This is a genomic window from Fictibacillus sp. FJAT-27399, assembly GCF_001510655.1.
Classification (GTDB): domain Bacteria; phylum Bacillota; class Bacilli; order Bacillales; family Fictibacillaceae; genus Fictibacillus_C; species Fictibacillus_C marinisediminis.
In genome coordinates, this window is record NZ_LMVC01000003.1 from 39,641 (window position 1) to 55,686 (window position 16,046).

Annotated in this window: 15 protein-coding genes; 9 read left to right on the plus strand and 6 right to left on the minus strand. The window is 44.7% G+C overall.

What is annotated here, in order from left to right; translation table 11 throughout:
- Positions 1-160: 160 nt before the first annotated feature.
- Together AR335_RS14385 and AR335_RS14390 are read right to left on the minus strand one after the other, a co-directional pair.
- Positions 161-376 carry a hypothetical protein gene (locus AR335_RS14385; protein WP_062237181.1) on the minus strand — a complete coding sequence of 72 codons (216 nt, stop codon included), beginning with the start codon at positions 374-376 and terminating at the stop codon, positions 161-163.
- 88 nt (positions 377-464) lie between these two features.
- On the minus strand, positions 465-1,406 hold the full coding sequence (locus tag AR335_RS14390) for a LytR family transcriptional regulator (protein WP_062237183.1): 942 nt from the start codon (positions 1,404-1,406) through the stop codon (positions 465-467).
- Between the two features lie 284 nt (positions 1,407-1,690).
- Between AR335_RS14390 and AR335_RS14395 the strand changes: the two genes are divergently transcribed.
- Positions 1,691-2,026: a YolD-like family protein gene (locus AR335_RS14395; protein WP_234293305.1), complete on the plus strand. Its 336-nt coding sequence runs from the start codon at positions 1,691-1,693 to the stop codon at positions 2,024-2,026.
- A 70-nt stretch (positions 2,027-2,096) separates the two neighbouring features.
- Here the strand turns inward: AR335_RS14395 and AR335_RS14400 are convergent, their stop codons facing one another.
- From AR335_RS14400 to AR335_RS14415, 4 genes are all read right to left on the minus strand, one after another.
- Positions 2,097-3,530 carry a S8 family serine peptidase gene (locus tag AR335_RS14400; RefSeq protein WP_234293306.1) on the minus strand — a complete coding sequence of 478 codons (1,434 nt, stop codon included), beginning with the start codon at positions 3,528-3,530 and terminating at the stop codon, positions 2,097-2,099.
- 189 nt (positions 3,531-3,719) lie between these two features.
- Positions 3,720-4,337: a cell wall hydrolase gene (locus tag AR335_RS14405; RefSeq protein ID WP_062237186.1), complete on the minus strand. Its 618-nt coding sequence runs from the start codon at positions 4,335-4,337 to the stop codon at positions 3,720-3,722.
- A gap of 182 nt (positions 4,338-4,519) precedes the next feature.
- The gene (locus tag AR335_RS14410; RefSeq protein ID WP_062237187.1) at positions 4,520-5,503 is read right to left on the minus strand and encodes a 2-hydroxyacid dehydrogenase; all 984 of its coding nucleotides are present in this window, start codon (positions 5,501-5,503) and stop codon (positions 4,520-4,522) included.
- An 18-nt stretch (positions 5,504-5,521) separates the two neighbouring features.
- Positions 5,522-6,820 (minus strand): MFS transporter, encoded by a 1,299-nt coding sequence (locus tag AR335_RS14415; protein WP_062237190.1) that lies wholly within the window; start codon positions 6,818-6,820, stop codon positions 5,522-5,524.
- Positions 6,821-7,320: 500 nt separating this feature from the next.
- On the opposite strand from AR335_RS14415, the gene AR335_RS14420 reads away from it, so the two are divergent.
- The 8 genes from AR335_RS14420 (at position 7,321) to AR335_RS14455 (ending at position 15,942) form a co-directional block, all read left to right on the plus strand.
- A complete protein-coding gene (locus AR335_RS14420; protein WP_062237191.1) occupies positions 7,321-8,304 on the plus strand; it encodes a LacI family DNA-binding transcriptional regulator in 984 nt (327 codons plus the stop codon).
- 130 nt (positions 8,305-8,434) lie between these two features.
- Positions 8,435-9,313, plus strand: coding sequence for a ribokinase (gene rbsK, locus AR335_RS14425; protein ID WP_062237984.1), 879 nt, complete (start codon positions 8,435-8,437; stop codon positions 9,311-9,313).
- Between the two features lie 48 nt (positions 9,314-9,361).
- Complete coding sequence (gene rbsD / locus AR335_RS14430) at positions 9,362-9,754, plus strand: D-ribose pyranase (protein ID WP_062237193.1); 393 nt, start codon at positions 9,362-9,364, stop codon at positions 9,752-9,754.
- Positions 9,754-11,250 (plus strand): sugar ABC transporter ATP-binding protein, encoded by a 1,497-nt coding sequence (locus tag AR335_RS14435; protein WP_062237194.1) that lies wholly within the window; start codon positions 9,754-9,756, stop codon positions 11,248-11,250. The genes rbsD and AR335_RS14435 overlap by 1 nt, the downstream gene beginning before the upstream one ends.
- Position 11,251: 1 nt before the next feature.
- Positions 11,252-12,196, plus strand: coding sequence for a ribose ABC transporter permease (gene rbsC, locus AR335_RS14440; protein WP_062237196.1), 945 nt, complete (start codon positions 11,252-11,254; stop codon positions 12,194-12,196).
- Positions 12,197-12,298: 102 nt separating this feature from the next.
- On the plus strand, positions 12,299-13,225 hold the full coding sequence (rbsB, locus tag AR335_RS14445) for a ribose ABC transporter substrate-binding protein RbsB (protein ID WP_062237198.1): 927 nt from the start codon (positions 12,299-12,301) through the stop codon (positions 13,223-13,225).
- A gap of 410 nt (positions 13,226-13,635) precedes the next feature.
- Positions 13,636-14,856: an NO-inducible flavohemoprotein gene (hmpA, locus tag AR335_RS14450; RefSeq protein WP_062237200.1), complete on the plus strand. Its 1,221-nt coding sequence runs from the start codon at positions 13,636-13,638 to the stop codon at positions 14,854-14,856.
- 345 nt (positions 14,857-15,201) lie between these two features.
- On the plus strand, positions 15,202-15,942 hold the full coding sequence (locus AR335_RS14455) for an STAS domain-containing protein (protein WP_062237202.1): 741 nt from the start codon (positions 15,202-15,204) through the stop codon (positions 15,940-15,942).
- Positions 15,943-16,046 lie beyond the last annotated feature (104 nt).

The window sequence follows — 16,046 nt, forward strand, 5'->3', positions numbered from 1 at the left end:
GTTCAAGGAAGGCTTCGGCAGCGTTATATCGCACGAAGAAAATGTGAAATTCATTTTCGAGGAGTCTCGCACCTTGCACTCCAATCAACTTGTCAATGAAGCCTATTTACAAAAAGATTCCCAAAGCAACATCTTTTAGAAAAGAGCCTTAGGGAAAGACCTATTCCGAAATACCTGGATCACGATACAGTTTCTCAAACAGCTCAACAGGCATGGAAAAGCGAGTCGTTTTTTCGTTTCGCCAGTACGTTGTCAAAACCACTTGATTGCCTTTGCGTTCAGCTTCAAATAAGGCATTTTCTCCTTTATCCCGGACTTCAATGTAGCTGGTTCCGTTTCGTTTTTCTTTTTGTTTGTAGTCATAGTTTAAATGCATGAGAGGCTCCCCATTTGTAAAATATTTCTATATAAATGGTTTAGCATAAAAAAGCAGCGACCCTCGTGCAAGGATCACTGCTGTCATCTTAAAGTTCAAGCTGTTCTTTTAACGTGGTTTGAATTTTGGTTTTCTCGTCTTCCGGCACGATGAGGTAGTAAATGCCGCCGATTCGCTGGCCTTGGCCTTTAATCTCGATGTTTTCTACATTTTTACGTGCGCCTTTATACTTCGATTGAATGTCTTTCATTTCGTCAAACGTCATGTTTGTTTTTACGTTAGTGCCGACTACGTCCAGAATGTCGCCCATTTTTGTAACCGAAGAAATTTGAGCTCCTTCGTTGATGATTGCGCTGATCACCTGGCGCTGGCGTTCGTTACGGCCGAAGTCACCCTGTGGATCCTGTTTTCTCATACGGGTGTAAGCAAGTGCTTCTTTTCCGGACAGCTTCAGCTCGCCTTTAGGGAACGAGTAGCCATCGTAATTAAACGCCAGACGTTCGTTATCTACAGTGACGCCTCCAAGGGCATCCACGATTCCTTTGAAGCTTTCCATGTTTACTTTCAAGAAGTAATCGACTGGTACGTCGAGGAAGTTTTCTACCGTTTTGATCGCCATTTTCGTACCACCGAATGCGTACGCATGGTTAATTTTATCTTCCTTGCCTTTTCCAACGATTTCTGTGCGCGTATCACGCGGGATGCTGGTCATTACCATTTTGTTTGTATTCGGGTTAACGGTGACAAGAATTAGCGTATCGGATCGGCCGCGGTCACCTTGCCGCTCATCAACACCCAAAATCAAAATAGAAAGCGGGTCGCCTTTTGAGGGAGTAAGCTCTTTCTTTCGTTTAGAGGAACCGTCCCACGCAGAACTATCATGCATTTTGTTGGCCGTATTTTTCACCGAGCCATAAACATAGTAGAAACCGCCTGCTCCAATGAGCAAGAGAACTCCAAGTATAATCAGTGTAACTTTTAAGCCCGTGCGCTTTTTCTTGCGCTGCTGTTTTGCTGAACGTCTGTCCATTTCATCAACCTCTTCTTTAAAATTAAAAACGACTGTATATAATTTTTGGAATATAATAGTTTAAAAGTTGCAATATCTTTTATAATATAACAGAAAATGACAGGTTTGTTTAAAAATATTTTAAAATTTACTCATTCCTCATGATTGGTTGGAGCCTAAGGTTGGGCACTTCATTAGGCTGGTTGCCTTCCATTTACAAGATTCCGCAAATGACATGCATTATTTGCCATTTATTTTCAGTATAAACCGAACATACATTCGCATATAATAGGGTGAGGAAGGTGATGAATATGCTTCGGGACCGCGGAAAGATGAAATGGCAAGGGATGTTTATGCCTGAGCATGTGAAGGGTTTAAGGGAGTTTGACTGGGATCATAAAAAGAAGACAAAACCGGAACTGGATGAACAGCAATACGAGCTGATGGAAGAGACGATCTGTGAAGCGATGGCTGAGGATTTGGATCTGTGTATGACCGTTTTTGAAAAAGGGGATTTTCATTTACTGATCGGGAGGGTCCATTATGTAGATTCCTATAAAAAAGAGTTGCGCGTCGTAGATTTCCACCATGAGGTCCATCGGGTGAAGATGTCTGATCTGGTGGATGTGAAAATAAAATAAGGAGGAGTAAATTTGGTGCCAGGCACCGCTCTTTGACATATGTCAAAAGCGGGTGCCTGGCACCAATTTTTTATTTCGTTAATGCATTATAGATGTTGGCTTCTCCAGACCCGAATAGTGGATCTTGTCCCACTTTTCCGAGATCAACAGCTGTCTGGCGCAGCTTGGCCTGAACTTGTGCTGGCGAATATTCAGGATGCTGTGATTTGATGACCGCTGCGATACCGGCTACTTTCGGTGCAGCCATGGAAGTACCGTGAAGAAGGGCATAACCTTTTAAGTTTCCTGTTACATAGGGTGCCAGGTAGGTTGGCCAGGTTGAGAACGCGCGGTACATAAAGTCACGCTTATCAAGATAGTTTCCTTTTGGATCCTGGCGGTATAGGGCATCGTATGTCGGGCCGTTGTCGCCGCCAGGAGCAGCTACATCAATCACGCTTCCGTAGTTGGAATAGAACGCAATTTTATCCTTAGACCACTCATTGGAAGAGGATACCGTAACGACTCCAGGAACCTGTGCAGGTGCTACACGGGAAGGTCCTTTAATATCCAATCCGTACGTTTCCTTCCAGTAAGCTTGCATGTCATGGATGTCGTTCAAGTTGCGGGAGTCATTGCCGGCAGAAACGACTACCGTCACACCTTTTTGCGTAGCGTACTGCATGGCACGGTGATAAGCCACCATGGAAGCGGAATCGCCTTTGTCGCCAAGATTGTTTGCCATCCAGCGCCATCCGCCAAGGCTCATGTTGATGACCTCAACTCCATCGTTCGCTGCAGACACGATCGCATCGGTAATCCAAGATTGCTGTGCACCGCCTGTAGCACCGAAAACCCGGTACGAGCGTACGGTTAAGTTCGGGCCGACGCCGTATACCTTACCGTTACCAGCAATGGAACCGGCTACGTGTGTTCCATGGCCGTTTTCGTCCCGGGCATCTTTCGTGCCAGGCACAAAGGTTTTACTGCCGGCAAGATCGGCATTTGCTTTTAAATCAGGATGATTGAAGTCCATACCAGTGTCAATGATCCCGACGACGGTATTATGGTTTCCTTTGTTGATGTCATAGGATTTAAAATCGTTCGTGATCTTCTTTATATCCCACTGGAGTTCATGGTAGTTTTGGTTCGGATCGTTCCAGTCGGGCTGCGGAATGGATGTAATGGGTTGTCCGTCAGCTGGATTTGGATCGTCTTCCAAATAAACTTCCAATTCTTTGTCCGCGGCTTGAACATTTGAATCTGCATTCACTTTGGCAAGAAAATCAGGGGAGGATGATTTGGCTTCTACAACACCAATTTCCTCAACGACACGTTCCACAGAACCGCCGGCTTGTTCAATTTTTGCAGAAAGGTTGGAAGGGACGTTGTTGCCTTTAAACGTTAGAAGATAATGCACCTGTGAGGCTGATTCCTCAGCGCTGGCAGGCTGGGAAACAAGTCCCGAAAACAGTGAGAATGACAGGGCTGAGCACATTGAAAGTACAGCAAGCTTTTTCTTCAAATTTCTATCCCCTTTTCATCAATATAAGACTGCAGTTAATAATTTATCAAAAAATATCAGAAAATTGTGTCGAAATACTTTGTAATAAAAAATTTTATTTCGACAATACGAAAAGTGGGGTTACAAAATTGGTGCCAGGCACCGCTCTTTGACATATGTCAAAAGCGGGTGCCTGGCACCAAAATAATATTATTTAGCAAATATATGATTGCCGATTCGGGTAACGCTTGGGCGTGAAAAGATCCAGTTGTTCGATGCAAGGTGAGGATTGTAATAGAAAATAGAACCGTGTGTAGGGTCCCAGCCTTTCATGGCATCAATGGCAGCACGATAGGCGGAAGCGTTAGGAGAGATATTATACTGTCCATCATGGACGGCAGTGAAAGCGTTGGTCTGGTAGACGACATTAAACGTATCTTTTGGAAAACGTGAATCTTCAAGGCGGTTTAGGATGACCGCAGCTACGGCGACTTTCCCAAGGTAGGATTCCCCGCGCGCTTCTCCGTTGACTACCCTTGCCATAATTTCGACATCGTTTAACTTACCGAATGTGCGCGGGCCGGCAACTCCGTCAGGAACAATGCCAGTGGCCAGCTGAAAATTAGCGACAGCATACTTTGTGAGAGGTCCATAATAGCCGGTAACAGGACCATGAAAGTAGCCTGCATTCTTCATGCGGCTCTGCAGGGTCTTAACCTCATTGCCTGTACTTCCCTTACCCAGTGTTTGTGCGTACGATAAACTTGGTGTTGCGGCTAGCGTGAATCCCATAACAATCAGAACCAGCATTTTTTTTACCATCTTCATCAAAACACATCACCTCTCGCTATTTTTTGCGCTACCATTTTACAGTAACAAACAAATAGGAAAGTATTATCCATCAATGGGTTTATTTTATAGTAAGCAAGAAGTATGCTTTTTAATAAATTGGTGCCAGGCACCACAAATTACACAAGTGTGTAATTGAGGTGCCTGGCACCGTTTACCGTTTACAGCATGATGCCGCTTTTTAGTTCCTGGACAATGTTTGGCGGCTCGTTTCCGGTAACTGCAGCGACCAGGTTTTTGGCAGCGAGCATGGCCATATCAAACCTCGTCTGGTGAGTCGCTGAACCGATATGAGGCAGGGTCACCACGTTAGGAAGCTTCAACAGCGGATTGCTTGTTGAGACGGGTTCCTGGTCAAATACGTCGAGTCCGGCAGCCAGGATTTCTTTGTTTTGCAGAGCTTGGATCAAGGCGTTTTCATCGACCGTCTGTCCACGTGAAGTGTTGATGAAGATGGCGGAGTTTTTCATGAGTGCAAATTGCTCTTGACCCATAAGGTGCCTCGTCTCCTGAGTAAAAGGAACCATTAACAGTACGAAGTCCGAGGATTGCAGCAATTCCTCCAGCGGAACATAGTCAGCATCCAGAATCTTTTCTGATCCAGGTTTCCTGTGCCGGTTATGATACTGAATGTTCATATTAAAGCCGAATTTGGCGCGCTTTCCAATAGCCTCGCCAATTCTGCCCATGCCGATGATACCCAATGTTTTTCCGTGAACATCGACACCGAAAAGCGGTTCGTCGTCTTGCTCCTCCCACTTGCCGTCCTTCACCAGCTTGTCCAGCTCGGGGATGCGGCGTGCTGTGGAAAGCATTAAGGCCAGAGCCAGATCAGCCACCGTTTCATTGAGAACATCAGGGGTATTCGTACCCATAATGTTCCTTTTTTTCATGGACTCAAGGTCAAAATTGTTATAACCAACGGAAATATTACTGACGACTTTTAGCTTTGGGGCATGATCCAGCAGTTCGTCATTAATTTTTTCCCCGGTAATGAGCAGTCCTTCTGCATCCTCCAACCTTTCTAGCAGTTCACTTCTCGTTATCGGTGCAGAACCTTGCCATTTTTCGTATGTGCAATGCTCTGAAATATACGCTTCTGCCTCAGCAGAGATAGGTCTTGCGAGAAAAACTTTCGGTTTCAATAGTGCTCCTCCTTATCCTTATTCTTGAATCGGATTCTTGACGATAAACCAATAACATAATGCCGCACAGCCTGCGATCAGACCGCCGGAGATAAAAGCAAGAGAGTAGGAACCTGTAGTATCCACGATTATTCCGGCTACAACAGGAGAAAAGGCTCCTCCAAAATAGCCGCCAAAATTCTGGATGGCACCGACTGATGCAACCATGGAAGGCGGTGCGATATCACCCGCGAGCGCCCAGGCGCTTCCCGTCATTGCTGAAATAAAGCATAGAGCAAGCGTCAACAGTGTGAGTGTGATCGCAAGTCCTGTCACGAACGGAACGGCACAAACCACGACGGCCGCAGAGATGGCACAGATACTAATAAGCGCACGCTTTGCTTTGATCGGTGTAGTAACTTCCTTATCCACGAGCTTTTTCGTAAGGTATCCACCAAAAATATTTCCGAAGATCCCGCCAAGCCATGGAATTCCTGCATAAATACCCAGTTCCTTTAAAGAGACATGATGAACATTGGTCAAAAATAGCGGAAGGAAAACAAGGAAGATATTCCAGATCCAAATCGTACAGAAAAAGCCAAGAATCATCCCCCATACACTTCGATACTTAAATAATTCTCCCCATTTAATTTTGGATGTTTGAATGCTATGTTCCGAACCAGCGCCTTCCGATTGTATATATTCCAGCTCCATCTCGGAAAGCTTGCGGCTTTTGTCCGGATTTTTATAAAAGATGAAAAATCCGATGGCAAAAACTATGCCGATGGCCCCCGTGATATAAAAGAGGGCTCTCCAGCCAAAAGTTACCATGAGAAAAACGAGCAATGGCGGTGCTATAGCGGGTCCCCACTTGGAGGATGAGTCCCATATCCCAGTCGCAAGCCCTCTTTCCTTTTTCGGAAACCAATAAGAAGTAATCTTGGCCATGGTCGGAAAACATGGAGCTTCACCGACGCCAAGCAAAACCCGGGCCATGATAAAGGTAGACATTTTATGTACTGCCCCAGTCAGCATGGTAGCGCCGCTCCACCAAATCAATGCGATTGTATAGACCCTTTTCGTTCCGAAACGGTCGATAAGCCAGCCGGAAGGGAGCTGCATCAGCGCATAACTCCAAGAAAAAACGGTTCCCAGCAATCCGATGTCTGTGGCAGTCAGCCCGAGTTCTTTCATCATTTCTGGAGCTGCTATGGAAAGATTCGCCCGGTCTAGATAGTTGATGATACCCCCGATCAACAACCAAACAACAACCGTCCAGCGAAATTTCCGTGCGAAATTCACCGGCTTAGCTTGCTTTGTCTCAAGTCTTGCTTCCATACCCAATCCCTCCTTGTTTTTTATAAAACGCCAAAATGGCAGCGCTTTCAAAAGATAAAAATTAGAGCGTTAAATCTGTCTTTTATGTATAAACAAAGAGGTAAATGATTTATTTGTTTTATAATATAAAACTAAGTTTTGGAATAGGAACAAAAAAATAAACAGATAATTCTATCTATTCTGTCAGTTATCTTATTATGATGATGAGCTCTTGTCAATAGGGATAAAGTTTGGCTGTAAAAGTTTTTCTAACAATGGTGCCAGGCACCGCTTTTTGATAGATGTCAAAAGCCGGTGCCTGGCACCAAAAAAAGCTTTCTACAAATTTCTATATTTTTTTCTTTGACAACTCAAAGGGAGGAGATTATACTGTGTGTAACCGGTTACATAAGCTATAGCCGATTTTTATTTCAACGGTATGTAACCGGTTACACATCATGATGTTATAGTGAATTCTTAACTAACTTTTTAAAATAGCAGTTTATCGGAGTTGTTTGATTATGGCAACCATTAAAGATGTCGCGAAACAGGCAGGTGTTTCAGTTGCGACGGTGTCCAGGGTGATCAACAGCAATGGGTACGTGAATGAAAATACGAAGAAAAAGGTTGATGCAGCGATCCAGCAGCTGAATTACAAGCCAAACGCAGTAGCCCGAAGCCTTTACAAAAAAACATCGAAAACCATCGGGTTAATGGTGCCGGATATAGTTAACCCTTTTTTCCCGGAGCTTGCTAGGGCAGTGGAAGACACGGCACATAAGCTGGGCTATAACGTTGTCTTCTGCAATACCGATGAAAACGCAGAAAAAGAAGAAGACTATCTTGAAATTCTGCTTCAAAAGTATGTTGACGGGCTCATTGTAGCTTCCAATACATTGACGGCCGCGAAAGTGAAGCAGTTGAACATTCCGGTTGTCAGTATTGACCGGAAAATCAATGCAGACATTCCTACTGTCGTTGTAAAAAATAAGAGCGGTGCACAAAAAGCGGCGAGTTTTTTAAAAGAAATAGGCTGTAAACGAATAGCCCACCTTAGCGGCCCAGAGCATATTGATAATGCGATGGAGCGGCGTGCCGGTTATCTCGAAGAAGTGGGAAGTGAACCGTGGTTTGACGCCACCTATATTGAGGATGGCAACTATGAGATGAAGACAGCGATCAAGGCAACACTTGAATTGCTGAACCGCCACCCTGAGATTGACGGCATATTTGCCGGAAACGATGTGATGGCAATTGGCGCGATCAAAGCGGCCCATCAGTTCGGAAAGAAGGTACCGGAGGAGCTGGCGATTATCGGCTTTGACGGCATCGTACTTTCTGAAGCAACAACACCGGAGCTGACCACCGTTGGCCAGCCGATCTACAAAATGGGAACGATTGTTGCAGAAATGCTTGTGAAACTGATCGAGAAAAAACAGGTGGAAAACACCTTCTATGAATTGGATGTTGAACTGATCGAACGAGAATCAACGCGGAAGGTCTAGGATGGTGCCAAATTCCCGTAAAGAGCGGCGGGAACTCGGCACCGCAATTACACACTTGTGTAACGACGGTGCCTGGCACCGAATCAATGACACCGAAACAAACACAATCAAACAAAAAGGAGGGCTGGCGATGGCAGCTAAGATTACGGTAGTGGGAAGCATCAACATGGATCTGGTGACGATTTCGGACAAGGTTCCGAAGATGGGGGAGACGCTCCTCGGGCAGGAGTTTAAAACGATTCCTGGCGGAAAAGGGGCGAACCAGGCGGTGGCTGCCGCAAGACTTGGAGCTGATGTCCGAATGGTGGGCTGTGTAGGTGACGATGTTTTCGGCTCTGAGCTTGTGAATCACCTTAATAAGCAGGGTGTAGACGTAACACATGTAGAGCAGGTCTCCGGATCCACGGGAACAGCCACCATCCTTGTATCAGAAGGTGATAACAGCATCATCGTCGTGCCGGCCGCCAATCATCAAGTGACACCTGAATTTGTCGAGAAGAAGCGTGAGATAATAGCCGGCAGTGATTTTCTCCTTGTGCAGCTTGAAATACCGCTGGAAAGCGTTCAGAAAGCAGTGAGCATCGCCAAGGAAAACGGCGTAAAGGTAGTCCTAAATCCTGCTCCTATTCAGGAGTTGCCTGAAGAACTCCTTCGGGAAGTCGACTACATCACACCGAATGAACACGAGCTCGAATTGCTGCTTCAAGGCCGCAATGAGCAGTTTATCAAGGAAAAGGTCATCGTAACGAAGGGCTCAAATGGTCTTACTTTTTATAAAGATGGAGAAGAAATCAACGTCCGTTCTTACAAGGTGGATGTTAAAGATACGACAGGGGCCGGCGATTCCTTCAACGGCGGGCTTGCCGTTGGATTAAGCCAGGGGCTGTCGCTGAAAGCGGCCTGTAAATTTGGCAACGCGGTTGCGGCCCTCTCGACGACAAAGCTCGGGGCGCAGACAGGAATGCCAACGAAAGAAGAAGTTGAGCAGTTCATCGCGGTTAACGGCTGATCCAACATTTACTTAACCAATAGACAGCATGAGGAAGAGGTGGTGCAGATGAAAAAACAAGGGATATTGAACAGCGAGATTGCTTCGGTTCTCGCACGAATGGGCCACACAGATACGATTGTCATCGCAGACTGCGGCTTACCGATTCCGGACGATGTTAAACGCATTGACATCGCCCTGACGATGGGGACACCAGGCTTTTTGGAAACGCTGCAGGCGGTCGCGGATGACATGCAGGTGGAGGAAGTAACGCTTGCTCAGGAATTGAAGGAGAACGAAGCGTATCTCAGCAAGGTCCTCGAAGCGGTGCCAGGCACCGCGCAAAATATGGTCTCTCATGAAACGTTCAAGGAATTAACGAAGAATGCGAAAGCGGTCATCCGTACGGGTGAAACAACGCCTTATGCCAACATCATTTTACATGCGGGGGTGATTTTCTAATGAGTGACAAGACACTTGTTCATTTAACAGGTATCTATAAATCATTTTCAGATGTTCATGTGCTGAAAAATGTGAGCTTTGACGTGCAGACTGGCGAAGTTCATGCTCTCATGGGAGAAAACGGCGCGGGGAAATCGACACTGATGAAAATCATGGCCGGCATCTATGAACGAGACAAAGGGACAATCACAGTAAAAGGGAAGGACGTACATTTCTCCAATCCGAAAGAGGCAGAGGAGATGGGGATCGGAGTCGTGCACCAGGAGCTGAATATCATTCCTTACCTGACCGTGACGGAAAATCTTTTCCTGGGAAAAGAGCTGACTTACGGCAAGACTGGCATTTTACGGACGTCCGATATGCGAAAACGAACGAAAAAAGCACTGCAGCAGCTCGGGGTGGAAATCAATCCTGATGCGGTTGCCGGCGAGCTTTCGGTCGGACAGCAGCAGATGATCGAGATCGCCAAAGTGCTTGAAACAAATTCGGATTGCATCATCATGGACGAACCGACAGCCGCACTTACCGACCGTGAAATAGAAGCGCTTTTTACCGTGATTGAAAAGCTGAAAAAGCAAGGCGTCGGCATCGTCTACATCTCCCATCGGATGGAGGAAATCTTCCAGATGTGTGACCGGATCTCAGTTCTTCGTGACGGTGATTTTATCGGTACGAAAATCGTTAAAGAAACGAATTTTGATGAGATTGTTTCAATGATGGTCGGCCGACAGCTTGGCGAGCGGTTTCCTGAGCGGAAGGCGAAGATCGGCCCGGAACGGCTGAGAGTGGAAGGACTTTCTAGAAAAGAGCACTTCGAAGACATTCACTTTGATGTCAAGCAGGGCGAGATCCTCGGTGTAGCAGGCTTGATGGGCGCGGGCCGGACCGAGATCATGGAAGCCATCTTCGGCTATAAGAAAAAGGATGGCGGCAGCATTTATCTCGACGGCAAACCGATGAACATCTCGAAGCCATCAGATGCGATTGAGGCCGGATTGGCCTTTGTCACAGAGGACCGCAAAGATAAAGGGCTTGTTGTAGGGATGACCGTTCGTGAAAATTTCACGCTAACCAATTTGAAAGCGGTGTCAAACGGCGGTGTGATCTCCGCAAGTGCCGAACAGAAAGAAACGGAGCGGCTCATTAAAAAACTCCACGTGAAAACGTCCGGCGGGGAACAGATCGTCAAATCACTGAGTGGTGGAAATCAGCAAAAGATCGTCATCGGAAAATGGGTGAACAATCAGCCGAAAGTGTTGATATTGGACGAGCCGACCCGTGGCGTGGACGTTGGTGCGAAAAAAGAAATCTATCAGATTATGAATGAACTGACGGAGCAGGGAGTGTCCATCATTATGGTATCCTCCGAGCTCCCGGAAATTTTAGGAATGAGTGACCGGATCCTCGTCATTCATGAAGGAAAAATCAGCAGGATTCTCAACCGCGAAGAAGCGGATCAGGAAAAAATCATGCATGCTGCAACAGGAGGGATGTAACATGTCAGCCTCAACACGAAAGATTAGTATATTTCAGAAGCTCGGTCCGCTCATCGGACTCGTCATTATCTTAATTGTTCTATCCATCTTAAGTCCGGAGTTCTTCACGTTAACGAATATCCTCAACGTGCTTCGGCAGGTCTCCATTAACGCGCTCATTGCGTTTGGACTGACATTCGTCATCTTAACGGGAGGCATCGACCTTTCCGTTGGTTCGATGCTGGCACTGTCCGGAGCGATCACAGCCGGACTGATGGCTGGCGGAACAGACCCAGTTCTCGCGATGCTGGCAGGTCTGGCTGCGGGTACTGTAATGGGAGCCATCAACGGAATCATTATCAGCAAAGGGAAAGTGGCGCCGTTCATCGCAACACTTGCGACGATGACCATTTTCCGAGGTTTGACGCTCGTTTATACCGAGGGAAAACCGATCACCGGCCTCTCGGATGATATGAGCTTTGTCTTGATGGGACGTGGGTATTTCCTTGGAATTCCTTTCCCGGTCATCTGGATGCTGCTCGCGTTCGCGGTCCTCTGGTTCATCCTGAAAAAGACGACCTTTGGAAGAAGAACGTATGCGATAGGCGGAAACGAGGAAGCATCATTGCTGTCAGGTATTAAAGTCGGCCGAATCAAAGTTATGATCTACTCGCTGACAGGTTTGCTGTCCGCATTTGCCGGCATCATTTTAACGTCACGTTTGAATTCTGCACAGCCAACGGCAGGTACAGCGTATGAACTCGATGCCATCGCAGCTGTCGTGCTTGGCGGGACAAGCCTTTCCGGTGGTAAGGGATGGATTTTCGGTACATTAGTCGGTGCCCTCATCATTGGTGTACTGAACAACGGCTTGAACCTATTAAACGTTTCATCCTTCTACCAGCAGGTGGTTAAAGGCGGAGTAATTCTGCTCGCAGTGCTGATTGATCGGAAGAAGGCGGCTTAGATTATTCGAGGAGGTTCGGTGCCAGGCACCGCAATTACACACTTGTGTAACGCCGGTGCCTGGCACCAAACAAACTGCAAACAAAAAAAGGGAGGATTTACGATGAAAAATATGTTTAAGGGTTTAATTATTCTCGTCATAGGGGCTTTGATGCTTACGGCTTGTTCCACAAAAGCGCCGGGAACAGATGACAACAAGAAAAAGGGCAAGGGTGATCTAAAGATTGGTCTTTCCGTTTCAACTTTAAATAACCCATTCTTTGTTACGTTAAAAGAAGGGGCTGAAAAAGAAGCAAAGAAAGCTGGCGTACAGCTGAAAACAGTAGATGCACAGGATGATTCTGCCAAACAGGTCAATGACATTGAAGACTTGATCCAGCAAGGCGTGGATGTACTGCTAGTGAACCCAACAGATTCAGCAGCGATCTCTTCAGCGATTGAATCGGCGAACAGCGCCAACATTCCGGTCATCACGGTTGACCGCAGTGCAGAAGGCGGAAAAGTCATTTCTCACATTGCATCAGATAACGTCAAAGGCGGTCAAATGGCCGGCGACTATATCGCGAAGCAGCTTAAAGGAAAAGGTAATGTAGTAGAGCTTGAAGGAATCTCTGGATCTTCTGCAGCGCGCGAGCGTGGAGAAGGCTTCCATAAAGCAGTCGATAAAGAAAAAGGCATTAAAATCGTAGCGAAACAAACAGCAAGCTTTGACCGTGCTAAAGGATTGAACGTAATGGAAAACATCCTGCAAGGCAACAAAAAAGTAGATGCGGTGTTTGCTCATAACGATGAGATGGCGCTCGGGGCGCTTCAGGCATTGGAAGCAGCCGGTTTGAAAGACGTCGTTGTTGTCGGATTTGATGCAACGGACGATGCGCAAAAAGCAATCAAAGAAGGCAAGATGGCGGCAACTGTTGCACAGAAGCCTGACATGATCGGTTCCGAGGCGGTTCAAACAGCGGTCAAAGTGAACAAGGACGAAAAGGTAGAGAAGTTCGTTCCAGTAGATTTGGATCTAATTACGAAATAACAAAAAACGGTGCCAGGCACTCCAATTACACAAGTGTGTAATGGAGGTGCCTGGCACCATTTCTATTTCCGGGGAAATTCCACAATTTTTGCATGAAAATAACAAAAAGAATGAGCAGCTCGGAGATGTTTGATACGTTCTACGATTCAAATTCCACCAAAACACAACGCAAAATTAAACCTATGTTTTACTACTGCTAAAATTTTTTCTGGAATTTAATCCCGGCATAAAAGGAAGTCCTATGCATGGCTTTATGACAATCCGGGTGCTGCTAAATCCTATTTTTGAAAGTATTACGAAATTTTTTATAAAGGTAAAACCAAAGAGAAGACAGGAAAGAAGTCTATTGGTAAATTATTGGGGCATATTAGTAAAATTCGGTAAAAATTTTAACATGGAGGATACGTTATATGCTTGATGAAAAAACCATTAATATCGTACAATCAACCGCCCCTGTTTTAAAAGAGCACAGTAAAGAAATAGGAAAAAGATTTTACGAACTATTATTTGAAAAAGCTCCTGACTTACTTAACATCTTCAATCAAACCAATCAAAAAAGAGGTCTCCAGCAGGAAGCATTAGGATATGCCGTTTATGCAGCTGGAGAATACATTACAAATCTGGATACTCTTAAACCAGTTATTGAAAGGATTTCACAAAAACATCGGGCCATTGGAATAAAACCTGAACAATATCCTGTTGTAGGTGAAACATTGCTTCAAGCAGTAAAAGATGTTCTTGGTGATACTGCAACAGATGAAATTATCGAAGCGTGGGGTAAAGCATATGGATATATTTCTGACGCTTTTATTAATCTTGAGAAAAAACTTTACGAAGAAACCGAACAACAGCCAGGAGGCTGGGAAGGATATCGGGCTTTTTACGTAGATAAGAAAGTAAAGGAAAGCGAAGAGGTCACTTCATTTTATTTAAAGCCTAAAGACGGTAAGGCAATTGCTTCGTATAAAGCTGGTCAATATCTTACGATTAAGGCAGAAATTCCTGGCGAGAAATACACGCATATTCGCCATTACAGCTTATCTGAAGCACCTGGTAAAGATTACTACCGCATCAGCGTTAAGCGTGAAGATGAGCATGGAGATTCTCCAGATGGAATTGTTTCAAACTATCTGCATAATCACATTCAATCTAGTGATGCACTTCAATTTTCTGCCCCTGCTGGTGATTTTGTTCTCAACAATGATCATTTACCAATTGTGCTGATTAGTGGAGGAATTGGAATTACTCCTTTATTAAGTATGTTAAATACAATCGTCGAAGAAAGAGCACCAAACCAAGTTACGTTCATTCATGCAACAAGGAACAGCAAAACACATGCATTTAAAGAACATGTGAAGCAATTGGAAAACGATTATGAAAATGTAAAATCATTTATTTGTTATGATTCACCCACTGAAGAGGATAAAAAAGCCAAAAATTATGATAAAGAAGGATATATTGATTTGGACTCCCTGCAATCCATACTCGCTAAGAAAGAAGCTAATTTTTATCTCTGCGGTTCCATTCCGTTTATGGAAGCGATTATTAAAGCCTTGAATGAATGGGAAGTTCCCAAGGAACATATCCATTACGAGGTTTTTCGTCCGGTGGCAATATTGGGAGAAAAGTAGAATTTTATTGAGTGCATTTACATAAAGAATTTAAAAATATGAGCCTGTGGAATGATAGGGAAAATGGGTCAACATAGGAAGTTGGCTTTTCAAGAAATGCACCTAAAATATACTTTGATAAATGGCGGAGCATGAAGACGCTCCGTTTTCTCTTGCGCCTTCCATAAAACTGCGAATTTCTTTGTTGCATTGATATCCTCAGATCCTCATTTGGTTCATGCCAAATTCCGTTCCTCGGAATCTGCTGCTCCTCGAACTTCTTGTTTCTTGAGCCGCGCTGTCTTGGTGTAAAAAAATAGTGTTTTGTTTTATAATAAACCTATGCCAGTTTAAGGAGATGCTTGCATGCATCAAGTACCATTTGATCTATCTAGTACTGATGTTTTGAACAGTATTGGTGAAGTCATCATTCTTGCAGATAAAGAGTATAAAATTATATGGATGAATATAAAGGCGAAGGAGATTTTAGGAACGATTGCTCCGTATTATGGTCTTTCCAGTTCAGATGATTTTATAGGTTTGAATATGGACTATTTTCACAACAAGCCTGATCATCAACGCAGAGTAATGGGACGGCTCGAGGGAGGACATAGGGCAAGGATTAATATTAAGGACAAAGTGATTGCAGATATCGTAATTACACCCATTCGAAAAGAACAAGGTTTTATGGTTATGTTGATGGACGTTACCTCAAAGGTTGAAGAGGACAAGAGAAAAGAAAGATTAATTAAAGATCTTTCTGTGCCGATACTGAATATTTGGGATAGAACGATCGCTCTAACGCTCATAGGAAGCCTGGAAATAGATCGCGGAGAACATATTATAACCACAGTGTTGGAAGAATGTGTAAAAAATGGTGTCAGGTTTGTAATGGTCAGTTTAAGAGGTATAACCACATTTGATGATAGTGTTAGATATAATCTAACCAAACTATATGACTGTCTAAATCTGATTGGGGTAGAGTGTGTTATAGTTGGCATTAATCCTGAATTAGCAATGAGCATACAGGAGTTAAATCAGATCCCAACATTTAAAGATGCTCATGCTGGCTTAAAATATATTATTTCTTTTGAAAATAATAATTAAATCATTGAGGTAAGAGCATCCAGGAGGGTGCTCTTTTGTTGTGGCCAAAAAAGGGAAGGCAACATCATTAGGCTGTTATAGGCCCAAATTCTTTGGGTGCTATG